The sequence below is a fragment of the Microbacterium sp. NPDC058062 genome (assembly GCF_042885375.1).
GTDB lineage: Bacteria > Actinomycetota > Actinomycetes > Actinomycetales > Microbacteriaceae > Microbacterium > Microbacterium trichothecenolyticum_C.
The window spans coordinates 660,245-681,490 of sequence record NZ_JBHVSC010000003.1 but is presented as its reverse complement, the minus strand read 5'-3'; the positions used below and the strand labels follow the sequence as shown (position 1 = coordinate 681,490).

Annotated in this window: 20 protein-coding genes; 7 read left to right on the top strand and 13 right to left on the bottom strand. The window is 70.1% G+C overall.

Translation table 11 applies throughout. The annotated features are described in order from the left end of the window. Positions 1-3: 3 nt before the first annotated feature. The 3 genes from ACFVSU_RS12210 to ACFVSU_RS12200 form a co-directional block, all read right to left on the bottom strand. Positions 4-1,041 carry an Ldh family oxidoreductase gene (locus ACFVSU_RS12210; protein WP_387142863.1) on the bottom strand — a complete coding sequence of 346 codons (1,038 nt, stop codon included), beginning with the start codon at positions 1,039-1,041 and terminating at the stop codon, positions 4-6. A gap of 64 nt (positions 1,042-1,105) precedes the next feature. Beyond that, entirely contained in the window at positions 1,106-2,800 is a 1,695-nt protein-coding gene (locus ACFVSU_RS12205; RefSeq protein WP_387142860.1) for a thiamine pyrophosphate-binding protein, read from the bottom strand. A 1-nt stretch (position 2,801) separates the two neighbouring features. Beyond that, on the bottom strand, positions 2,802-3,701 hold the full coding sequence (locus tag ACFVSU_RS12200) for an amidohydrolase family protein (protein ID WP_387142857.1): 900 nt from the start codon (positions 3,699-3,701) through the stop codon (positions 2,802-2,804). A gap of 237 nt (positions 3,702-3,938) precedes the next feature. Between ACFVSU_RS12200 and ACFVSU_RS12195 the strand changes: the two genes are divergently transcribed. Continuing rightward, complete coding sequence (locus ACFVSU_RS12195; protein ID WP_387142855.1) at positions 3,939-4,844, top strand: siderophore-interacting protein; 906 nt, start codon at positions 3,939-3,941, stop codon at positions 4,842-4,844. 47 nt (positions 4,845-4,891) lie between these two features. Here ACFVSU_RS12195 and ACFVSU_RS12190 read toward each other — a convergent pair whose 3' ends face one another. After that, positions 4,892-6,412, bottom strand: a complete 1,521-nt coding sequence (locus ACFVSU_RS12190; RefSeq protein WP_387143514.1) for a DHA2 family efflux MFS transporter permease subunit — start codon at positions 6,410-6,412, stop codon at positions 4,892-4,894. A 71-nt stretch (positions 6,413-6,483) separates the two neighbouring features. Continuing rightward, complete coding sequence (locus ACFVSU_RS12185) at positions 6,484-7,104, bottom strand: PadR family transcriptional regulator (RefSeq protein ID WP_387142852.1); 621 nt, start codon at positions 7,102-7,104, stop codon at positions 6,484-6,486. Positions 7,105-7,202: 98 nt separating this feature from the next. Between ACFVSU_RS12185 and ACFVSU_RS12180 the strand changes: the two genes are divergently transcribed. Both ACFVSU_RS12180 and ACFVSU_RS12175 read left to right on the top strand, forming a co-directional pair. Continuing rightward, on the top strand, positions 7,203-7,556 hold the full coding sequence (locus ACFVSU_RS12180; protein WP_375870132.1) for a hypothetical protein: 354 nt from the start codon (positions 7,203-7,205) through the stop codon (positions 7,554-7,556). Between the two features lie 73 nt (positions 7,557-7,629). Beyond that, entirely contained in the window at positions 7,630-8,592 is a 963-nt protein-coding gene (locus ACFVSU_RS12175; RefSeq protein ID WP_387143511.1) for a phosphoribosylaminoimidazolesuccinocarboxamide synthase, read from the top strand. 22 nt (positions 8,593-8,614) lie between these two features. Here the strand turns inward: ACFVSU_RS12175 and ACFVSU_RS12170 are convergent, their stop codons facing one another. Next, positions 8,615-10,192 (bottom strand): hypothetical protein, encoded by a 1,578-nt coding sequence (locus ACFVSU_RS12170; protein WP_387142849.1) that lies wholly within the window; start codon positions 10,190-10,192, stop codon positions 8,615-8,617. Then, the gene (locus ACFVSU_RS12165; protein ID WP_387142847.1) at positions 10,174-10,974 is read right to left on the bottom strand and encodes an ABC transporter ATP-binding protein; all 801 of its coding nucleotides are present in this window, start codon (positions 10,972-10,974) and stop codon (positions 10,174-10,176) included. Before ACFVSU_RS12165 ends, ACFVSU_RS12170 begins: the two co-directional genes overlap by 19 nt. Positions 10,975-11,096: 122 nt before the next feature. Here ACFVSU_RS12165 and ACFVSU_RS12160 point away from each other — a divergent pair, with 122 nt between their 5' ends. Together ACFVSU_RS12160 and ACFVSU_RS12155 are read left to right on the top strand one after the other, a co-directional pair. Then, positions 11,097-12,443, top strand: a complete 1,347-nt coding sequence (locus ACFVSU_RS12160; RefSeq protein ID WP_387142844.1) for a uracil-xanthine permease family protein — start codon at positions 11,097-11,099, stop codon at positions 12,441-12,443. A gap of 130 nt (positions 12,444-12,573) precedes the next feature. After that, positions 12,574-13,413: a VOC family protein gene (locus ACFVSU_RS12155; RefSeq protein WP_387143508.1), complete on the top strand. Its 840-nt coding sequence runs from the start codon at positions 12,574-12,576 to the stop codon at positions 13,411-13,413. Between the two features lie 105 nt (positions 13,414-13,518). Here the strand turns inward: ACFVSU_RS12155 and ACFVSU_RS12150 are convergent, their stop codons facing one another. From ACFVSU_RS12150 to ACFVSU_RS12130, 5 genes are all read right to left on the bottom strand, one after another. Then, complete coding sequence (locus tag ACFVSU_RS12150) at positions 13,519-14,559, bottom strand: LacI family DNA-binding transcriptional regulator (protein ID WP_387142841.1); 1,041 nt, start codon at positions 14,557-14,559, stop codon at positions 13,519-13,521. 54 nt (positions 14,560-14,613) lie between these two features. Next, on the bottom strand, positions 14,614-16,092 hold the full coding sequence (locus tag ACFVSU_RS12145) for a glycoside hydrolase family 1 protein (protein ID WP_387142838.1): 1,479 nt from the start codon (positions 16,090-16,092) through the stop codon (positions 14,614-14,616). A 67-nt stretch (positions 16,093-16,159) separates the two neighbouring features. Then, positions 16,160-17,068, bottom strand: a complete 909-nt coding sequence (locus tag ACFVSU_RS12140; RefSeq protein ID WP_056365228.1) for a carbohydrate ABC transporter permease — start codon at positions 17,066-17,068, stop codon at positions 16,160-16,162. Beyond that, entirely contained in the window at positions 17,065-18,096 is a 1,032-nt protein-coding gene (locus tag ACFVSU_RS12135; RefSeq protein WP_310287091.1) for a sugar ABC transporter permease, read from the bottom strand. The genes ACFVSU_RS12140 and ACFVSU_RS12135 overlap by 4 nt, the downstream gene beginning before the upstream one ends. Before the next feature lie 134 nt (positions 18,097-18,230). Beyond that, a complete protein-coding gene (locus tag ACFVSU_RS12130; RefSeq protein WP_375870138.1) occupies positions 18,231-19,502 on the bottom strand; it encodes an extracellular solute-binding protein in 1,272 nt (423 codons plus the stop codon). 273 nt (positions 19,503-19,775) lie between these two features. Between ACFVSU_RS12130 and purS the strand changes: the two genes are divergently transcribed. Both purS and purQ read left to right on the top strand, forming a co-directional pair. Further along, positions 19,776-20,024 (top strand): phosphoribosylformylglycinamidine synthase subunit PurS, encoded by a 249-nt coding sequence (purS, locus tag ACFVSU_RS12125; RefSeq protein ID WP_310287085.1) that lies wholly within the window; start codon positions 19,776-19,778, stop codon positions 20,022-20,024. Continuing rightward, positions 20,021-20,728 (top strand): phosphoribosylformylglycinamidine synthase subunit PurQ, encoded by a 708-nt coding sequence (gene purQ / locus ACFVSU_RS12120; RefSeq protein WP_387142833.1) that lies wholly within the window; start codon positions 20,021-20,023, stop codon positions 20,726-20,728. Before purS ends, purQ begins: the two co-directional genes overlap by 4 nt. A 19-nt stretch (positions 20,729-20,747) precedes the next feature. Here the strand turns inward: purQ and ACFVSU_RS12115 are convergent, their stop codons facing one another. Then, entirely contained in the window at positions 20,748-21,179 is a 432-nt protein-coding gene (locus ACFVSU_RS12115) for a DUF1761 domain-containing protein (RefSeq protein WP_387142830.1), read from the bottom strand. Positions 21,180-21,246 lie beyond the last annotated feature (67 nt).

Genomic DNA, 21,246 nt, shown 5'->3' with positions numbered 1-21,246 from the left:
GGCTCAGGCCGCCTCAGGAACCGCGACGCCGAGGCCGGCGGCGGTCTCGACGAGCTCGGCCCACAGCTTGTCGCCGACCGGGATGCCGGCGGCCGAGCGCTTCTCGAGGGTTCCGGCGCTGCGCTCCCCGGGCACGAGGATCTGCTCGACACCCTCGGCCTTCGGAAGGCCGTGGATGGTGTCGATGGTCGCGTCGACGTTCGCGGCGAACTCTTCGGCGGAGCCGAAGGCGGCCGGGTCGAGCACGATGAGCGTCGCGTTTTGACGGTGCTTCTTCTCACCGGCGTGGTACTTCGTGAGGATCGGCGCCGTGACCAGCACCGAGGTCAGCAGCTCGAACATGAGCGACAGACCCGAGCCCTTCGGCCCACCGAGCGGCGTCGGGATCTTCGCGAGCTCCGGGTCGGTCGTGGGGGTTCCGTCGGCGGTCGTCGCCGAACCCTCGGGCAGCGGCCTGCCCTCCCGCTTGTACTGCGCGATCTTGCCGAGTGCGATGAGCGAGCTCGCCATGTCGAGCAGCACGGTGGGCTTGTCGCCGGTGCCGGGCACCGCGATCGCCAGCGGGCTGGTGGCGACCGAGGCGCCGACGGCGCCCTCGTACGACATCATCGGCGAGCCCGCCGCGATGCCGATGCCGACGAGGCCGGCGTCGGCGATGCGGCTGACGTAGTAGCCGATCGCCCCGGTGTGCACGGTGTTGCGCACCGACACGACGGCGACGCCCTGCGTGCGGGCCTTCTCGACCGCGAGGTCGGCCGCACGCGTGAGGGCCACCGGGCCGGGTGCGAAGTCGGCGTCGACGACGGCGACGCCCGGGGCGGCGTCGTCGATGACGATGGCGGGTCGCGGGTTCGCGACGCCCGAGCCGAACATCTCGACGTAGCGCGGTACGCGCGAGATGCCATGGGAGTCGACACCGCGCAGGCTCGCCCAGACGAACGACGGCGCGGCGGTGGCCGCGTCGTCGGCGCTGACGCCGGCGGCCTCGAAGATGTCGCGGATGAATGCCTCGAGGGCGTCCGCGGGAACGGTGACGGGCATGGTTCTGCCTTTCAGGTGGGTGGTGCGAAGCGGGCCGGCCGCTGACTGCCGGCCCGCTCCGGGCTCATCGGGTGACCGCGACGTTGAGGACGGCGGTCGTTCCGCTCTTCACCGCGGTGACCGCCTCGGCGAGGACGCGGTCGAGTTCGGCCGGGTCGTCGACCTCCGCGGCGTACATGTCGAAAGGGGCGGCGAAGGCGCTCAGCTCGGGCTGCCCCGACAGGTCGACGCCCAGGTGGTTGTTCGTCTGCACTGCGGCGCCCTGCGGGTAGAAGCGCAGGTGGTTCATCTTCATCGACAGGTACTTCTTGTTGTTGAAGATGACGATCAGCACGGGCAGGTCGAAGTCCTTCGACGCCAGCAGCGACTGCACGATCGGGTTGTAGAGGTACGCGCCGTCGCCGACGGTGAACAGCACGAAGCCGTCCTCGACCGCAAGCTTCACCCCCAGCGCGACGGCGATGCCCTGGCCGAGCCCGCCCTGGACGTAGAAGAACGAGTCGGGGCGCTCCCAGCCGATGTGGCGCTGCACGACCCGGCCGTGGGTGATCGTCTCGTCGACGACCGTGGCCTGCTCGTCAGCGACCACCGCGCGCAGCTTCACGGCGAGCGCGACGGGGTCGATTCCGCCCGCCGCAGCCGCCTTCGCCTCGATCGCGGCGGTCTGCGCCGCCCAAGCCTCATGGGCCTCGCGGAACGACTCGGCACGGCCCGCGAAGTCGCCGCCGCGCCGACGTGTCGCCTCCCGCAGCTGCCCGAGGGTCTCGGGAAGCGCGCCCTCGAGATAGTGGTCGGCGTTGAGCACCTGGTACACGATGTGCGGGCGCTGCGGCACCTCGTCGATGACGACGGTGGTGGCCTTCAGGGGCTTGCGGCTGGGCGGGTAGTACGGCGCCCGGCAGTTGACGAGGAGGATCAGGTCGGCCTCGTCGATGTGCGGCTCGAGTTCGCCTCCCAGGTGCACCGGCGAAGACTTCGGAAGGTTCGCGCACACCGCCGACGTCGGCTCGATGACGCCGATGCCGAGGTCCTCGGCGAGCGCGCGCAGCGCCTCGAAGCCCCCGGGTTCACGCCCGGCCGTCTCGGTGATGATCACGGGGCGCTTCGCCGTCGCGAGGAGCTCGGCGACGGCATCCACGTCCGTCGGCGCCGAGATGCGACGCCCACGCTCGACGACCTTCTTGCGCACCGGCTCCTCGGCCGGCTCGAGGAGCACCTCGAGCGGGAGGTTCAGGTACACCGGGCCGGTGGGCTGACGCCCGGCGAGCTCGCCGGAGCGCTTGACCAGTTCGTAGAGGGTCGAGACGGATGCCGCCTGCTGCGACCACTTCGTCCAGGGCTCGGCGACCGGATGGGTGCCGCCGACGATGGAGAGGTTCCGATACCACTGGCCGCCCGGATCCTGACCGTGGCCGTCGCCGTAGGTGGTCGACTCCGAAGAGGTGACGACCATCCCGACGCCGGCGAGCAGCGCGCCGTGCACGGCCATGGAGCCCTGCAGGAGGCCCGGCGTGGCGTGCAGCAGGACCGCCTGCACGCGCCTGGTCACGAGACCGTAGCCGGTGGCCATGCCCACGGCCACGGTCTCGTGCATCAGGTCCATGTAGCGCGGGGTCGGAACGCCCTCTGCCTGGCGGCGGGCGAGCGCCTCCCAGGCGGGGGCCCATTCCGAACCCGGCGAGGAGAAGATGACATCGACGCCCAGATCGTCGAAAGCCTCGATGAGCAGCTCGCCGCCGTCATACTTCTTCGCAGTCACGTCAGACAGTCTCCGCCTTCGCACCGGCGGCGACGCCGGCCGTCTCCGGAATGTCCCAGTCGAGCACCTTGCAGATGCCCTTGCCCATGATCCAGTCGAGCTCCTCGGGGGTGAACGTGTAGTACTTCGTGAACTGCTCGATCGTGTCGGTCCAGGTCAGACCGTGGCCGAGCAGGCGCGTGATGTCGGTGCCGAAGTGGGCACGCTCCGGGCCCATCTTGTCGACCACTTCGCGCACGTACTTCTCGATGTTGTAGTTCGGGAACGGCTGCGTCGAGTAGCCGGGCAGTGCCGAGACCTTGACCGAGATGTTCGGGTAAACGTGCAGGTCGGCGGTCTCCTGCACCCAGTAGCCGATCGCGTCGTCGACGCAGCGGGCCATGATGCCCATGTGGTCGATGATGATCTTCAGGTCGGGGTGCTTCTCGGCGATCTGGCCGAGCTCGCGCTTCCAGATGGGCGCGTGGACCATGGTCGGGATGCCGAGCTTCTCGGCGATCGGCCAGTACCAGTCGTTGGTCCCGTCGATCATCCAGTTGCGGTCCTGCGGACGGTGGAAGGTCAGGCGCGTGCCGAGGATGTAGGGGTTGTCCTTGAACTCGTGCAGCAGCCGCTCGCCCTCTTCGGGGTCGTTCTGCGGGATGCGCGCCATGATGCCGAAGCGGCCGTCGTACTGCTCGGCGGCCTCGAGGGCGTAGTCGATGCGATCGCCCTCCCATGACGGCGGCAGGATGAGGGCGCGGTTGACGCCGGCCTCGTCCATGAGCGAGACGGCCTCTTCGGCGAGGAAGGCCTCCTCGCGGTGGCCGTTGAGACGGATGCGCTCGCGAGCGCCCGGGACCCAGGGACGGTCCGGCGTCTCTTCCTTCCAGAGGTGGATCTGCGAATCGACGATGAACAACGGTCTTCCTCACGTTCGTGTGCTGCGTGCCGGTCTGCCGTGTCGGCGATGACGCGGTCACCGGCTGGGCCAGTCGGCTCCAGTGCAAGCGAACGTATCCCGGGGGCTGAGGCCTATCCAGGGTCGCGGACGCACGTTTAGGTTGACGGATCGTGCACGCTTTCCCGGGCCTGCGCGCCGCGTCGGATGGTTTGCTGAAGTGGGCGGACTCCGCCCGTCGACGTGAGGAGTGAAGACATGACGGATGCCTCGACCACGGCGCCCGAGCGGGGCGCCCGTCCCACGCGGCCGGGCGCGGACCCCGCGTCGCCTTTCTTCCGCGCGGGCGGCCGCAACCGCTTCACGGCCCGTCGCGCACGAGTCGTCTCGGTCGAGCAGGTCGCGCCGGTGCTGCTGCGCGTGCGCGTCGCCGGCCCCGACTTCGCCGACTTCACCAGCGGCGGCCCGGCCGACCACGTGCGGGTGTTCTTCCCCGACCCCGAGACCGGCGACCTGGTCGCGCCGACCGCCGTCGGCCCGGGCGAGGACGGCATCGTGCGACCGGATGCCCCCACCCGCGCCCGCGATTTCACGCCGCTCCGCGCGACGACCGTGGGCGGTGAGGTCGCCCTCGACCTGGACTTCTACCTGCACCCGTCCCCCGGTCCCGCATCCCGGTGGGCGAGCGAGGCGCGCATGGGCGACGAGCTCGTCATCGTGGGTCCGCGCGGCTCGAAGGCGGCACCGCAGGGCGTTGCGCGCCTCGTGCTCATCGTCGACGAGACGGCGCTCCCCTCCGCCACCCGCTGGGCGGCCGAGGTGCCCGCGAGCACCGCCGTCGAGCTCATCGCCGTCACCGCCGACGACGGCGCCTGGGTCGCGGACTACATGACCGAGACCTCGGGTCGGGGCGACGTCGCCGTGCACCACCTCGACAGCGCCGGCGACCCCGACGCCGTCGTGGCCGCGCTCGACACCGTGGGGGTGGATGCCTCTACCTTCGTTTTCGCGGCGGGCGAGGCATCCGTCCTCATCCCGCTCCGCCGCCACCTGCGCCGTACACTCGCCCTCTCACCTGAGCAGGTCGCCCTCTCGGGCTACTGGAAGCGCGGCACGGCCGGCTTCGACCACCACGCTCCGATCGACCCGTCCGACCCCGACTGAGACACGACAGAGCCCCTCGCGAGGCGAGGGGCTCTGTCGTGCCGAGGTCATTCGACGACGTCGGTCGCGTGCGCGGCGCGCCACTCCTCGGTGGCGCTCGCCTTCGGGCGGCGCAGGAACAGCACCGCGACGACGCCGATCAGCATGGCCGCCGCCGAGAGCAGCACCGACTGCGCCATGGCGGTCGCGAACGGCTCGGCTACGAAATCGGGCAGCGCGCCAGAGCTGAAGCTGCCGCCGGGAGCGTCGGCGGAGCCGGGGATGTTCGCCTCGATGCGGCTCTGCATAAACACGGCGATCGCGGCCGAGCCCAGCACCGAGCCGATGGTGCGCGTCGTGTTGTAGATGCCCGCGCCGGCACCGGCCTGCCGCGGGGTGAGGTTGCGCGTCGCGGTGGTCGCGAGCGGGCCCCACATGCCGGCGTTGCCGACGCCCATGATGAACGACGGGATGAGGAACACCCAGATCGGGGTGTCGAGGTTCATCAGCACCGAGTAGAGCACCAGCGACCCGGCGACCAGGAGCAGCCCCGGCACGAGAAGCACGCGCGGGTCGGTGCGATCGAGCCACCGGCCGGCGAGCGGCGACAGCACGCCGGCCGCGACGGCCATCGGGATGAGCAGCAGCGCCGACCCGGTGGGCGTGAGGCCGCGGGCGAGCTGCAGGAAGAACATCAGCGGCAGCGACATGCTCGTGACGGTGAAGCCGACGGTCGCGATGCCGATGTTCGCGACCGAGAAGTTGCGATCGCGGAACAGTTCGAGCGGCACGAGCGGTTCGCTCTTGGTCTTCGCCTGCTGCCAGATGAACAGGCCCATCACGAAAACGCCCGCGATGATGAGACCCCACACGGTGATCGGGCCCCAGATCACGCCCCAGTCGTACGTCTCGCCCTCCTGCAGGCCGAAGACGATGAGGAACAGGCCGACCGCGCTCAGGAAGACGCCGACCAGGTCGAACTTGTGCGGATGCGTCTCGAGCTTGGGCACGAGGATCCACGCGAGCACGAAGCCGACGATGCCCACCGGGATGTTGACGAAGAAGATCCACTCCCAGCCGAAGCCGTCGACGAGCAGGCCGCCCGCGAGCGGGCCGACGAGCATCGCGACGCCCGACGTCGCGCCCCACAGCCCCATCGCCGCACCGCGCTGATTGGGCGGGAAGGTGCGCGTGATGATCGCCATGGTCTGCGGTGTCATGAGTGCCGCGCCGAGGCCCTGCACCGCGCGGAAGGCGATGAGTGCGCCGAGGGTCGGCGAGAGGCCGCAGCCGAGCGAGGCGAGCGTGAAGATCGCCAGGCCGCCGAGGTACATGTACTTCGGCCCGAAGCGGTCGCCGAGACGGCCGGTGATGAGGAGCGGCACCGCGTACGCCAGCAGGTAGGCCGAGGTGACCCACACGACGTTGTCGAGGTTGTTGGTGTCCGGGTCGAGCGCCGCCTTGATGGCGGGGTTCGCGACCGAGACGATCGTCGTGTCGACGAGGATCATGAAGAAGCCGATGACCAGCGCCCAGAGGGCGGGCCAGGGGCTGCGGGGCTTGTGCCCGACGGCGTAGGCACCGGTGATCGGGCCGGCGACCCGATCGGTGGTGGATGCCGCGCCCGCCGTGCGGCGGGACTCCGGCGATTCGGGGGTGGTCACTGTCGTGCTGCCTTTCTCTGGGCGAGATAGCGTTCCGAGGGGGTCGGGGCGGGACCCCAGGCGAAGTCGGGATCGGCGATGCGCGGGAGCACCGCGTCCATCCACTCGAGCTCCGCGCGCAGGAGCGCCAGCTCGCGGTCGATCTCGATGAGGTACTGCGGGGGCACGCCCTTCTCCAGGGCGTGACGCTGGCCGTCCTCGAGGGAGCCGAGCGACGCGGCGAGCGCGTCGCGGCGAACGTCGAGCAGCTCGATCGCCTCGTCGCGATCCAGTCCGTGCACCTCGGCGAGCGCGACGCGGAACTCCGCCGGGCGGTCCACGCGCGGCAGCTCGCGACGCACCCATTCGAGCACCGCGGCGGCGCCGGCATCCGTCTGCGTATAAGTGGTGCGCTCGGGGCGGTTGCCGTCGCGGTCGACGCCGACCTCGGCGATCAGTCCGGCCCGCTCGAGCCGGCCCACCGTGTGGTAGACCGTGCCGTTCGTGATCGTGACGAGCCGGTCGTCACGGCGGAAGTGCATGAGGCGGATCATCTCGTACGGGTGCATGTCGCCCTCGCTCAGCAGCGCGAGCACGGCCACCCCGAGCGGGGTCAGGCGGGCGACGGGGTCGTTCACGATCTACTCCAGTTCGATTAGTCCACGTGGACTATACGCTTCTTCGTCGCGAGATGCACCCTCGCGCGCTGTCGTTGGGGCGTCGTACGGTGAGGGTCATGGCAGACAAGGGCGCCGCGCGCCGGGAGAAGTTCCCCGAGTCGTACGCGATCTTCGACCCGATCGTCGCTGAGTGGACCGCCCGGCCCGACGTCTCGCTCGGCGCGATGTTCGGGTCCGAGGGGCTCAACGTGCGCGGCAAGGTGTTCGCCTTCGTGACCTTCGAGGGCGCGCTGATGGTGAAGCTGCCCGAGCGCCGCGTCGGCGAGCTGGCCGAGGCGGGCGAGGCCGCGCCCGCCGTCATGCGCGGCCGGCCGATGCGCGAGTGGGCGACCGCGGGGACGGATGCCGCCGACCGCTGGCCCGCGCTGGTCGCCGAGGCGTTCGCGCACGTCGACGAGATCACGCCGTGAGCCCGCCCTCCCCCGATGCGGTCTCGCCCCGAAACCCGCCGGATTCACCCGGGATAATGGACGGGTGACGGCTATCCCCACCCCCACGACCGAGCTCCCCGGCTGGCGCCACGCCTACTCCGGCAAGGTCCGCGACCTCTACGTTCCGGCGGGCACGCCCGAGGGGGCGACGCCCGAGCGCATGCTGGTCGTCGCGAGCGACCGCGTCAGCGCGTTCGACCACGTGCTCTCGCCGGGCATCCCCGGCAAGGGCGAGCTGCTCACCACCCTGAGCCTGTGGTGGTTCGACCGGCTCGCGGGTGCGGACGGGGGTCGCAGCATCCCGAACCATCTCGCCGCCTCGCACCAGCTCACGCTCGGGGCCGACGGCGAGGCCAATACGGCCGACGACCTGAAGAGCCTGATCCCGGACGCCGTCACCGGGCGCGCGATGGTCGTGAAGAGCCTCGACATGCTGCCGATCGAGTGCGTCGTGCGCGGCTACCTCACCGGCTCGGGCTGGGCGGAGTACCGCGAGAGCGGCACGGTGTGCGGCATCGCGCTCCCCGAGGGGCTGTCGAACGGCGACCGGCTGCCTGAACCGATCTACACCCCCGCCTACAAGGCGCCGCTGGGCGAGCACGACGAGAACATCTCGTACGAGCGCACCGTCGAGCTCGTCGGCGCCGAGCGCGCCGCCGAGCTGCGCGACCTCTCGCTCGAGATCTACGCGCGCGCGGCCGCGACGGCCGAGGCGCATGGCGTGATCCTCGCCGACACGAAGTTCGAGTTCGGCCTCGACGGCAACGGCGTGCTGACGATCGCCGACGAGGTGCTCACGAGCGACTCGTCACGCTACTGGGATGCTGCGGCCTGGGCGTCCGGCACTACCCCTGACGAGCGCATGGCGAGCTTCGACAAGCAGATCGTGCGCGATTGGCTCGCCGCGAACTGGCCCGCGCCGCGCGAGAGCGAGCCGCCCGCGCTCCCGGCCGACATCATCGACCGCACCACCGCCCGCTACCGCGAACTGCTCGAGCGCCTCACCGCCGCCTGACGCCGCGGCGCGGCATCCGCGATCACGCGTTCTTCATCGCCTTCAAGCGCGCGAGCAGCACCGGTCCGGTGCGGTCGAGCATCGTGCCGCCGATGAGGATGCCGCCGACGAGCACCGCGGTGCCGCCCACGCTCCCGATGGCGAACGCGATCCAGCTCAGGGTCGGGTTCTGCGTGAAGTACCCGATGAGGCCCACGATGATCGCGGGCGCCGAGAGCGCGAGCGCGACCAGCCAGATGCCGAAGAACGCCATGCCCTGCAGGAACGTCGTGCCGGGAACGCGCTTGAACGGATTGTCGCCCGAGCCCGGAACCGGCACCACGAGCTGGGCCGACGTGACGGCGCAGACGCCGTAGCAGGTGAAGAGGATCCCGAGCGCCATGCCGAGGATGCCGGGGAACTGCGTCCACTCGCCCGCGAACGCGAACGGCAGGATCGCCGCGAGCACCACGAGCGGCACGGCCACCGCGGCGGCGGCGAGGATGCGCCCGAGCCGGTCCGCGCGACCGCGCGCTCCCGTCGCGACCTCGTTGCCGAACGCCGTGCCGTCGTACGAGATGTCGGCGTACACCACGATGCCGATGATGAACGCGATGATCGGCGCCGAGAACGCCAGCGCCACGAACGGGTCGCCGCCGCGGGCGTAGAACCACAGCAGCACCGGCACGAGCGGCACGGCGATGAGCTGGCGGAGATACCGCGGGTCGCGCGTCCAGTACGTCAGCGCCCGCGCGAAGACCGCGCCCGCAGCACCGGTCGGCACCCGGCCGAACCACCCGATCGACCCGGCCCGCACGGCGGCGGCCGACGAGAGCCGGGGCCGCACGAGGGAGCGGGCGAGCGAGGCGCGCCACAGCAGCCACAGTGCCGCGAGGGTGGCGAGTGCGATGAGCAGCTTCGCCGCGGCCGCGGCCAGATCGCCCGCGGCCGCGTCGGCCGGCACGGCCCATGCGGCGCCGAGCGGCGTCCAGCCGAGCAGCGGCACGAGCTCGGCGATGGTGTCCGCGTTCACGGTGACGCCGTTGGCGAGCCCGGCGATGATCGGCCCCGCCAGGATGAGCGGGATGAAGATGAGGATGCCGGCGACCTCGCGGAAGCGCCGACCTCCCCCGAAGCCGGAGGCGACCGTCGCGACAGCGCGTGAGGCGACCACCGCCGTGAGCACCGCCAGCGGCGTGCTCACCAGCCAGGCGACGAGCGCCGCGGGCCAGTGCGCCCACGTCGCGATCGTCGCGAGGGCGGCTGCCGACGTGATGATGCCCGGGATGCCGCAGACCGCGGCGAGGGTGAGCGCGACCATCATCCGCGAGGTCGTCATCGGGAACACGACGAGCCGGTCCGGGTCGAGCGTCGTGTCGACGCCGAACGCCACGAGAGGGATGAGGGCCCAGCCCAGCGTCACCAGTGACCCTGCACCCACGATGACGATGCCGGCGAGGCGCACGTCGGTGAATCCCAGCACCACGAGGCCGGCGACGATGCCCACGAGGAGCAGCGCACCGTAGAGGGCACCGAGGATGAACCCCACGAGCTGCCACGGGCTGCGCGCGAGCTGGTTGCCGAGGACCCGGAACCGCAGCCTCAGGAGCGTCGCAACCATTCCGGCCCTTCCGTGTGGCGGCGGCCTCCGACGAGCTCGACGAAGCGGTCCTGCAGCGACTCCCCCGCCCGCACGTCGTCGACGGTGCCCGCGACGAGCAGGCGGCCCGCCGCGACGATCGCGACGTGGTCGCACATGCGCTGGACGAGGTCCATCGAGTGGCTCGAGACGATGACGGTGCCGCCGCCGGCCACGTACCCGGCGAGGATGTCCTCGATGTTCGCCGCCGACACCGGATCGACCGACTCGAAGGGCTCGTCGAGCACGAGCAGCCGCGGGGCGTGGACCAGGGCGCACGCCAGCGCGATCTTCTTGGTCATGCCCGCCGAGTAGTCGACGACCATCGTGCCCGCGGCATCCGTCATGTCCATGAGGGAGAGGAGGTCGGCCGTACGCTGGGCGATCTCATCGTGCGGGAGACCGAACAGCAGGCCGTTGTAGGTGACGAGCTGCTCGCCGGTGAGGCGGTCGAACAGCTTGACGCCGTCCGCGAGGTTGCCGACCATCGCCTTCGCCTTCACGGGCTCGCGCCACACGTCGACGCCGTGCACGAGCGCCTGACCCGCGTCCGGCATGAGGAGCCCGGTCGCCATCGACAGGGTCGTGGTCTTACCGGCGCCGTTCGGGCCGACCAGCCCGTAGAACGATCCCGCCGGCACGCGGAGGCTGATGTCGGCCACGGCCACCTTCTCGCCGAAGCGCTTGTGGAGTCCTCGGAACTCGAGCGCGGGCGGTGTCGGCAGGGTCGCTGGGTCGGTCACGTCTCTCCGTCGGTTCGGCATCGAAGGTCCGGGTGCGAGCCGGAGTCCGTTCAGCCTCCCGGATGCCGCGTGGCCGAGGCAACTCACGCGCACCCGCTCGCTAGGGTGATCCTCGCACCATCACCCGAGCGCAAGGAGCGCGCATGCCTTTGTGGACCATTCACGGCAACGGCCGAACCGTCGAACCCGGGAAGGTGGTGAAGCCCGACGAGCGGCTCAACTGGCCCGCGACGGTCGCCATCGGCGCGCAGCACGTCATCGCGATGTTCGGCGCGACGTTCCTGGTGCCGGTGCTGACGGGCTTCCCCGTCTCGACCACGCTCCTCTTCTCGGGCATCGGAACGCTGCTGTTCCTCCTCATCACGAAGAACCGCCTCCCCAGCTACCTCGGCTCGTCGTTCGCGTTCATCGCCCCGGTCACCGCCGCGACCGCGTCGCAGGGCATGGGCTCGGCCCTCGCGGGCATCGTCGCCGTCGGCGTGCTCCTGGCCGTCGTCGGCTTCATCGTCCAGTTCGCGGGCCTCGGCTGGATCGAGAAGCTCATGCCGCCGGTCGTCGCCGGCGCCATCGTCGCCCTCATCGGCTTCAACCTCGCGCCGGTCGCGTGGCAGAACTTCCAGCAGGCGCCGATCACCGCGACCATCACCCTCGCCGCCGTGATCCTCGGCAGCGTGCTGTTCCGCGGATTCCTCGGACGCATCTCGATCTTCCTCGGCGTGATCGTCGGCTACATCGTGGCGCTGCTGCGTGGCGAGGTCGACTTCACGCAGGTCAACGAGCTCGTCGCGAACGGACAGTGGGTCGGCCTGCCGACCTTCCAGTTCCCGACGTTCGGCAACCCCGGCACGTGGAGCGTCATCGCGATGTTCCTCCCGGTCGTGCTCGTGCTCATCGCCGAGAACGTCGGACACGTGCGCGGCGTCGCGACCATGACGGAGTCGTCCGTCAACCAGTACACCGGCCGCGCGCTCATCGCGGACGGCGCGGCCACCGTGCTCGCGGGCACCTTCGGCGGTTCGGGAACGACGACGTACGGCGAGAACATCGGCGTCATGGCGGCGACCCGCGTGTACTCGACGGCCGCGTACTGGGTGGCGGGCGTCTTCGCGATCCTGCTGTCGCTGTCGCCGGTGGTCGGCGCGGTGTTCAACTCGATCCCCGCCGGCGTGCTCGGCGGCGTGACGACCGCCCTGTACGGCCTCATCGGCATCATCGGCATCAAGATCTGGGTCGACAACCGCGTGGACTTCTCGCGCCCGGTGAACCAGTACACCGCCGCCGTCTCGCTCGTCATCGCGATCGCCGGCTTCACCATGGTGTGGGGAGACTTCCAGCTCGGCGCGATCGTCATCGGCGCGGCGGCAGCACTGCTGATCTACCACCTCGGCAACGCGATCGCCCGCTGGCGCAAGACCGGCGCCGACGACGGCGGCCCGCTCCCCGCCGTCGGCCAGCTCGGCGGCGACCCGCAGGACTCGCAGGTCAAGTAGGCGCCCGGGCCGCAGCATCCGTCCCCCTTCGTCCGAGTACGGATGCGGGGGAATGGATGCTGCGGGCAAATGGTTGTAGCTACATGTGAATGAGATCGTGCACCCCGACCGCCTCGACGCCGCCACCTCGATGGGCGCCGTCACGCTCCTCGTCGGCGACCTCGACGGCATGACCGCGTTCTACCGCGACGTCATCACCCTCCAGATGCTGTCGGCCGAGGGCGACGAGGTCGTGCTCGGGCGCGCGGGCCGGCCGGTCGTCATCCTGAAGCACGAGCCCGCCCTGCGCCACGCGAGCCCCGGGGCCGCCGGGCTCTTCCACACGGCGATCCTCTTCGAGACGCAGGAGGCCCTCGCGGCCGCGCTCTACAGCGTCGCGCAGCGCGCGCCGCAGACCTTCACCGGCTCGGCGGACCACCTCGTGAGCCAGGCGTTCTACCTCACCGATCCCGAGGGCAACGGCGTCGAGCTGTACTGGGATCGGGCCCGGACCGAGTGGTCGTGGACCCACGGCAGCGTCGAGATGGCGACGCTGTACCTCGACCCCAACGGCTTCCTCCGCGAGCACCTGACGGAGCGGGCTGCGAGCGGCGGGACCGGGCAGGACGCAGCATCCGTCGGTCATGTGCACCTGTCGGTCGGCGACGTCGCGAGCGCGCGTGCCTTCTACGTCGACGCGCTCGGCTTCGACCAGACCGCGGAGCTCGGCAACCAGGCGCTGTTCGTGAGCGCCGGCGGCTACCACCACCACATGGCGATGAACGTCTGGAACTCGCGCGGCGCAGGCCCGCGGATGCCGGCGCTCGGCCTCGGCCGCGTCGACCTGGCCCTCCCCGACGCCGATTCGCTCGGCGAGCTCGCCGAGCGCCTGCGCCACCACGGCCTCGAGGTGCGAGACGACGGCCGCACGGTGGCGTTCGACGACCCGTGGCGCAACCTGCTGCACGCGACGGTCCCCGGCCGCGGCTGACCGGCGCTCGCGCGTCGAAACCCGGCCGTCGCCCCGAGACCGACGACGTCGCCCCGGGGTTTCGCCGCGAACCCGCGGTCTCGGGAAATCCCGTGGCCCTCGACGTCAGACGGATTCGCGGATGACGAGCTCGGTCTCGAGGATCGTGACGTGACGTGGATGCCGCCCCGCGAGGAGGTCGACCAGCACCGTGGCCATGCGCTCGCCCTGTGCGAACGACGGCTGGCGCATCGTCGTCAGCTGCGGGATGACGGAGGTGGCCACAGGGGAGTCGTCGAAGCCGATGATCGCGACGTCCTCGGGCACGCGGAGTCCTGCGGCCGTGAGCACCGTCAGCACGCCGCGCGCCATGAGGTCGCTGGCGACGAACACCGCGTCCGGCTGGGCGCCGGTCGCGAGCACGCGGCGCATCGCGTCGGCACCGCCATCCGCGGTGAAGTTGCCGTCCTCGACCGCGATCTCGTCGAGGTCCCACGCGGCGAGCGCGTCGCGATACCCCTGCAGCCGGTCGACGCCGGCGGGCATGTCGCGCGGGCCGGTGATCGTCGCGATGCGGCGGCGGCCGCTCTCGATCAGGTAGACCGTGGCGTCGTACGCCCCGCGGACGTTGTCGACGTCGACGTAGTAATCACGGTCGCGCTCGCGCACCGGGCGGCCGCCGTAGACGACGGGGACGACGCTCGCGATGCGATCGATGAAGGTGTCGCTGGTGTGGTGCGAGACCACGATCGCACCGTCCACCGCGCCGGAGCGCACGTAGCTCGTCGTCTTGTCGCCGGGGTCGTCGCTCGCGATGAAGAGGTTGAGCACGTAGTCCGAGCGGCTGAGCCGCGAGTTGATGCCCGACACGATCGCCGCGAAGAACGGGTCGCCGAAGAACCGGGTGGTGTCCTCGGGGACGATCAGCGCGATCGCGTGCGTCTTCTGGCTCGCCAGTGACCGCGCAGCGCGGTTGGGGACGTAGTTGAGCGCACTGATCGCGCGCGTCACCGACTCCAGGGCTTCGGGACTCACGGCGGTCGAGCCGTTCACGACGCGGGAGACCGTCGAGCGGGAGACCCCCGCCGCGGCGGCGACCTCTTCGATCGTCACGGCGTGTGCGCTGCCGGCTCCCCGCTGGGTGTGCCGCATGGCGTCGGTGCTCATTCCTGTCCCCTCCTTCCCGGATGCTACTGCGCCACGACGCCGCGCGGCGCAGTGCTACGACGCGACGGTCGCCGCGCGCGCGGACTCCAGGTCGATCGCCCGAGCGCCGATGATGCGGCTGTACTCGAGCGCGCTGTCCTTGGGTGTGCGCTCCTGGGTGTCGTAGTCCACCCGCACGATCCCGAACCGCTTCTCGTAGCCCCACGCCCACTCGAAGTTGTCGAGGAGCGACCAGTAGAAGTACCCGCGCACGTCGACGCCGGCCTCGGCCGCGTCGAGGATCGCACCCAGGTGCCCACGGAGGAACTCGACGCGGTCGGCGTCGTGCACGGCCTTCGTCTCACCCTCGACGACGAGCTCGTCGTCGTAGGCCGCGCCGTTCTCGGTGACGTAGAGCACGGTGCCCGCCTGCTGCGCATACTCGTCCCACACCCGCTCGAGGAGCGTGGTGAGCCCCTCGGGCTGCACCTCCCACTGCATCGGAGTCCGGGGCAGGCCGCGCTCGTGCCAGTAGATGCCCTCGTGCGAGGGGTACGGCGACCGGGCTGGGCGGTCGGTCGGCGCGTCGCCGCCGATCGGCGGGTTCACCGGCTCGTGGCCGCCCACGTACTCGCCGTGGTAGTAGTTCACACCGAGCGTGTCGATGGGCGTCGCGATGGTCTCGAGGTCACCCGGGCGCACGGCGGTCTCCCACGCGGCGATGGCGGCAGCATCCACCTTCCGGATGTCCTCCACGATGTCGGCGGGGTACTGCGCGCGGAAGATCGGGTCGAGGAACCAGCGGTTGAACTGGCCGTCGATGCGGCGCGCCGCGTCGACGTCGGCGGGGTCGTTCTCGTCGACCGGCTCGGCGACCGTGAGGTTCAGCGTGATGCCGAGCTTCAGCGACTCGTCGCGAGAGCGCAGCTCGCGCACGGCCTGGCCGTGGCCGAGCAGCAGGTGGTGCGCGGCGAGGACGCCCTCCTCGACGCTGTAGTGGCCCGGCGCGTGGATGCCCGCGGTGTAGCTGAGGAACGACGAGCACCACGGCTCGTTGAGCGTGGTCCACACGTTGACCCGGTCGCCCAGGGCGTCGTGCATCGTCAGCGCGTACTCGGTGAAGAGGTCCGCGGTGTCGCGGTTCGCCCAGCCGCCCTTCTCCTGCAGCGCCTGCGGCAGGTCCCAGTGATAGAGCGTCAGCCACGGGAGGATGTCGGCCCCGAGCAGCTCGTCGACCAGTCGCTTGTAGAAGTGGAGGCCCTTGAGGTTGACCGCCCCGCCGTCGGGCCGCACGCGCGACCACGACGTCGAGAAGCGGTACGTCTGCAGGCCCAGCTCTTTCATGAGCGCCACGTCATCGCCGTAGCGGTGGTAGTGGTCGCACGCCACGTCGCCGTTGTCGGCGTTGATGACGGCGCCCGGCACGCGGCAGAACGCATCCCAGATCGAGTCGCGGCGGCCGTCTTCGTGGGCGGCGCCCTCGATCTGGAAGGCGGCGGTCGCGGCGCCGAACAGGAAGTCCTGGGGGAAGGCGCGAGGGATCGCGGTCGTCATGAGGTCAATGATCCTCTCGGGGAACGTCGGTGTCAGGATGCCGAAGGCTGTGGGGAGGGGAAAGGGTCTAGCCCTTGACCGCGCCGGCCATGATGCCGCTCACCAGCTGCCGGCCCGTGAAGGCGAAGACGATGAGGAGCGGAATGGTGGCGAGGAGCACGCCGGCGAGCACGACCGAGTAGTCGACGAAGTAGTTCGACTGCAGGAGCGAGAGCGCCACCGGGAGCGTGGGGCTCTGCCGGTCGAGCACGATGAAGGGCCAGAAGAACTGGTTCCACGCGCCGACGAAGGTGAAGAGGAACAGCATCGCGGCGGCGGGGCGCGCGGCGGGCACGCCGACCGTCCAGAACGTGCGGAGCATGTTGGCCCCGTCCACGCGCGCCGCCTCGATCAGCTCGTCCGGCACGGTCTGCGACAGGTACTGCGTCATCCAGAACACCCCGAACGCGCTGGTGAGCGCGGGGATGATGATGGCGCCGATCTGCCCGGTCCAGCCCAGGTCGGAGAAGAGCAGGTAGAGGGGCACGACGCCGAGCTGCATCGGCACCGCCATGGTCGCGACCACGAAGGCCAGCAGCCACTTGCCGCCCGGGAAGCGGAGCTTCGCGAACGCCCAGCCGGCGAGGGTCGAGAACAGGACGACGGATGCCGCGATCACGGTCGAGCTGAAGATCGAGTTCCACAGCGCCTGCCAGAAGTTCACGGCAGGGTCGTTGATGACCTTCAGGGCGTTGTCGATGAAGTTGCCGCCGGGCAGCCACGACATGTTCGGGTTGTTGATGGTCGAGGCGTCGCCCGAGCCGATCAGGAACGACCAGTAGTAGGGGAAGAGCGCCGAGACGACGACGACTCCGAGACCGACGTAGACCCAGACCCCGGCGCGCACGCCGCGGATCTTCGTGGTCCGCCGGCTCCGGCGGGCGTTGGGCAGGTTCTCCTCGACGACCGCGAGGGGCGGGGTGCTGATGGCGCTCACTGCTGGGCTCCCTTCCGGCCGCGGCGGCGGCGCTGGATGACCCCGCGTCCGCCCTCGTCGCGTACGAGGGCACGGGTGATGGCGAGGTTGATGAGGCCGATCGCCAGGATGATGATGAAGAGGATCCACGCCAGGGCGGCGGCGCGGCCGAAGTTGAACTCGCCCCAGCCGATGTTGTACAGGTACAGCGTGATCGTGAGCCACTGGCCGGCGGCACCGCCGCGGCCGGTCTGGTCGAACATGCGCGGCTCGTCGAAGATCTGCAGACCGCCGATCGTCGACGTGATGATGACGAAGATCAGGGTGGGCTTGAGCGACGGAAGCGTGATGCTCCAGAACTGGCGGAAGGCGTTGGCGCCGTCGACGGTCGCCGCCTCGTAGTACTCGCGCGGCACGGCCTGCATGGCGGCGAGGAGGATGAGGGCGTTGTAGCCGGTCCAGCGGAAGTTGACCATCGTGGCGATGGCGATGTGGCTCCAGAACGGGTCCTTGTGCCACGCGATCGGGTTGAGGCCGAGGTTCGTGAGCACGTTGTTCACGAGTCCGTGGTTGTCGCCGAACAGGTTGCTGAAGATCAGCGCGACGGCGACGGGGGCCATGACGTACGGGAGCAGGACGCTCATCCGCCAGAAAGTCTTGGACCGGATGTTCTTGTCGAGCATCGCCGCGATGAACAGCGCCAGGATGAGCTGCGGCACCGACGAGAGCAGGAAGATGCTGAAGGTGTTCCGCAGGGCGATCCAGAAGTCGGCCTGGGACAGGATCCAGACGTACTGGTCCAGTCCGACGAAGGTGCCGGAGTTGCGGACGAGGTCCCACTCCTGGAACGAGATCACCGCCGTGTAGACGATCGGGAAGAGGCCCACGATCGCGAACAGGATGAAGAACGGCGAGATGTAGAGGTAAGGGGAGAGCTTCAGGTCCCAGCGGCTGAGGCGGTGGGAGAAGGAGAGGACGCGCGGCTGGCGCTCCGGATCGGGCCGATCGGCCGGCCCGGATGCCGTCGTACGGGTGGCGGTCGTGGTCACCGGTGGCTCCGATTCGGGTGTCGAGGGGTGGGCGTGGAGGCGGAGTGCGCGCGGGCCGGGGGGACCCGCACGCACTCCGCTTCTGCTGTCAGACCTGGTCCGCGGGAGCGGACCGGATCGTCAGTGTCGGCCTATCAGAAGGCCTCGACCTCGGCGACGTACGCGTCCCACGACGCCTGGGCGTCCTGGGTGCCGTCGAAGACGCGGGTGATGGCGTCCTGGAGAGCGGTGTTGTACTTGAAGTAGTCCGCGCTCTTGTACGGGGTGACCGTGATCGCCGCGGAACGGTCCGCGAAGATCGTGCCGGTCGGCGCGTCGGCGAAGTACTCGTTCTTCGAGTCGGTGATCGACGAAGCGCTCTGCGCGTCGAGCGCGCTCGGGTAGGCGCCGACGTTGACGAACGTCTTCTCCTGCTGCTCCGGAGCGGTCAGCCAGTCGGCGAGCTTGAGAGCCTCGTCGACGTTCTTGCCGTTGGCCGGAACGGTCAGGTACGAGCCGCCCCAGTTGCCGCCGCCATTCGGGAACGCGTTTGCGATCTCCCAGCCGGTGACCTCGGGCGCGTTGCCCGAGATGATGCCGAGCATCCACGGCGGGCACAGCATCGCGGCGAACTCACCGTTGGCCATCGACGCGTTCCAGTCGTCCGACCACTGGCCCGAGTAGGCCGAGTTCGGGATGCCGCGCTCGACGACGAGGTTGTACGCAGCCTCGAGGTCGGGGTTGTCGGTCGCGACGACGGTGCCGTCGGGCTCGTCGTACGGGAACTCGATCTGGTTGACGATGCCCTGGAACGCGGAGTTCGCGGAGTCGAGCATCGGCTTGCCGGTCGCGGCCTTGTACTGGTCGGCCAGGTCGAAGAACGTGTCCCAGTCGCCGTCGATCGCCGAGGCGACCTCGTCGGGCGTCGAGGGCAGGCCCGCGGCCGAGAACAGGTCGGCGCGGTAGCAGACGGCCTGCGGGCCGATGTCCGTGCCGAAGCCGACGAGACGGCCGTCGGCGTCGGTCGCGGCCTCTTCCTTCCACTCGACCCAGCGGCCCTTGGCGCTGTCGGGCACCTCGGCGAGAAGGTCGGAGTACTGCATGGCCTCGGCGAACCAGTCGACCTCGACCGCCTCGATGTCGGCGAGGCCCTCCTTGCCGAGCTTCGCGAAGAAGTTCGTGCGGGCGTCGTCGGTGATGGCCGCCTTGTTGTGGACGATCTTGATGTTCGGGTTCTCGTCCATGTACTCCTGGAGGAGTTCGTCGTCGTACCCGAAGTCGTTGAACGTGGCCAGGGTCAGCGTGATCTCGCCGTCTTCGCCACCGGCCTCGTCTCCGCTGCCACCGGCGCAGCCGGCGAGGACGATGGCCGAAGCCGAGAATGCGGCGATTGCCACGGCGCTTCTGCGGAAGGCGCGTGCGTTCACTGTCACTCCTTTGTGTTGTCAGGGTCGTGTGTGTTGCAGGATCGGCGCGGAGGGAACCGTGCCGTGGTGGTCGTGGGAGCGTTCCCATCGATCGAGACGCAACGTTATGGGATCGCTCCCACGAAGTCAAGGGAGCGCTCCCATGGATTAATCACGGTTGTGTCACGGGGTCCCACGGCGCTTCGGGCAGGGCTCCTGGACGGCCGGAGAAACGCCGCGCGCACGGCCCGTAGACTGGAGGGGACCCCTGCCCGCGACATCCGGAGCTGTCACATGCCCACCATCGTCGTCGACGTCATGCCCAAGGCCGAGCTTCTGGACCCGCAGGGGAAGGCCGTCTCGGGCGCCTTCGCCCGTCTCGGCGTCTCCGACTTCAGCGCGGTGCGCATCGGCAAGCGGTTCGAGCTCACCGTCGACGGCGAGGTCACCGACGAGGTGCTCGCCGAGGCCCAGCGCATCGCCGACGAGATCCTCTCCAACTCCGTGATCGAGGATGTCGTCGGCATCGAGGTCGTCGAATGACCGCACGCATCGGCGTCATCACCTTCCCCGGCTCGCTCGACGACCGCGACGCGCAGCGCGCGATCGAGATCGCGGGCGGCGAGGCCGTCGCCCTGTGGCACGGCTCGCACGACCTCGACGGCGTCGACGCGCTGGTCCTGCCCGGCGGCTTCAGCTACGGCGACTACCTGCGCGCCGGAGCCATCGCGGCGCTCGCGCCGATCATGGCGGAGGTGAAGGATGCCGCGGCCAAGGGCATGCCGATCCTCGGCATCTGCAACGGCTTCCAGATGCTCGTCGAGGCGCACCTGCTGCCGGGCGGCCTGATCCGCAACGCGCACCAGCAGTTCGTCCGTCGCGACCAGAAGCTGCGCGTCGAGAACAACGACACCGCGTGGACCAGCGATTTCACCTCCGGCCAGGAGATCGTGATCCCGCTCAAGAACGCCGACGGCGGCTACATCGCCTCGGAGTCCGAACTCGACCGCCTCGAGGGCGAGGGCCTCGTCGCCTTCCGCTACCTCGGCGTGAACCCGAACGGGTCGCTGCGCGACATCGCCGGCATCACCAACGAGCGCGGCAACGTGGTCGGCCTCATGCCGCACCCCGAGCACGCCGTCGAGCCGGGCTTCGGTCCGGACACGGCCGCCGCGATGCGGTCGGGCGTCGACGGCCTGTCGTTCTTCACCTCGGCCATCGCCGCCGTGGTGGGCGCCGCGGCCTGAGCCGCAGCATCCACTCGTCCTAGACCGTGCCGGCCGGCGGCCACACGCCGATGATGAGCGCCATCACGATGATCGTCACGAGCTCGTGGGAGATGTTGAGCACGGTCAGCGACGACGGCCGCCCCTCGAAGGCGTCGTGGGTGATGAAGCGCGCCGCGGTGAAGCCCGCCCAGAGGATGACGCCGGTGAGCAGCGCCGCCCAGAGGTAGCTGCCGCCGTAGAAGTGCCATGCGATCGACGAGGCGCCGGCGAGCACCCACGCGGTCACGAAGCTGACGATGACCGTGACCACGATCGGCACCACCGCGCTCGCGCCGGGCCGGTTCATGTCGACGTTCGCGAGCTTCGCCCATCGCGTGCCGAACACCTTCGGGGTGTACCAGATCGAGCCGACGACCATGCTCGACGCCGTCGCGATCAGCACCGCCCAGTAGTTGATCTCGGGAACCATGTCCGCCTCCTCCGCCCAGGCGCCGCAACGGGTCGCGGTCGCCGCTCGACGCGAGCGTAGCGCCGCC

Excerpts from the sequence above, each read along its gene's own strand:
- ACFVSU_RS12210 (WP_387142863.1), bottom strand. The coding sequence starts at position 1,041 with ATGCCCGTCACCGTTCCCGCGGACGCCCTCGAGGCATTCATCCGCGAC.
- ACFVSU_RS12195 (WP_387142855.1), top strand. The coding sequence starts at position 3,939 with ATGACGGATGCCTCGACCACGGCGCCCGAGCGGGGCGCCCGTCCCACG.
- ACFVSU_RS12180 (WP_375870132.1), top strand. The coding sequence starts at position 7,203 with ATGGCAGACAAGGGCGCCGCGCGCCGGGAGAAGTTCCCCGAGTCGTAC.
- ACFVSU_RS12170 (WP_387142849.1), bottom strand. The coding sequence starts at position 10,192 with ATGGTTGCGACGCTCCTGAGGCTGCGGTTCCGGGTCCTCGGCAACCAG.
- ACFVSU_RS12165 (WP_387142847.1), bottom strand. The coding sequence starts at position 10,974 with ATGCCGAACCGACGGAGAGACGTGACCGACCCAGCGACCCTGCCGACA.
- ACFVSU_RS12160 (WP_387142844.1), top strand. The coding sequence starts at position 11,097 with ATGCCTTTGTGGACCATTCACGGCAACGGCCGAACCGTCGAACCCGGG.
- ACFVSU_RS12155 (WP_387143508.1), top strand. The coding sequence starts at position 12,574 with ATGGGCGCCGTCACGCTCCTCGTCGGCGACCTCGACGGCATGACCGCG.
- ACFVSU_RS12150 (WP_387142841.1), bottom strand. The coding sequence starts at position 14,559 with ATGAGCACCGACGCCATGCGGCACACCCAGCGGGGAGCCGGCAGCGCA.
- ACFVSU_RS12145 (WP_387142838.1), bottom strand. The coding sequence starts at position 16,092 with ATGACGACCGCGATCCCTCGCGCCTTCCCCCAGGACTTCCTGTTCGGC.
- purS (WP_310287085.1), top strand. The coding sequence starts at position 19,776 with ATGCCCACCATCGTCGTCGACGTCATGCCCAAGGCCGAGCTTCTGGAC.
- purQ (WP_387142833.1), top strand. The coding sequence starts at position 20,021 with ATGACCGCACGCATCGGCGTCATCACCTTCCCCGGCTCGCTCGACGAC.
- ACFVSU_RS12115 (WP_387142830.1), bottom strand. The coding sequence starts at position 21,179 with ATGGTTCCCGAGATCAACTACTGGGCGGTGCTGATCGCGACGGCGTCG.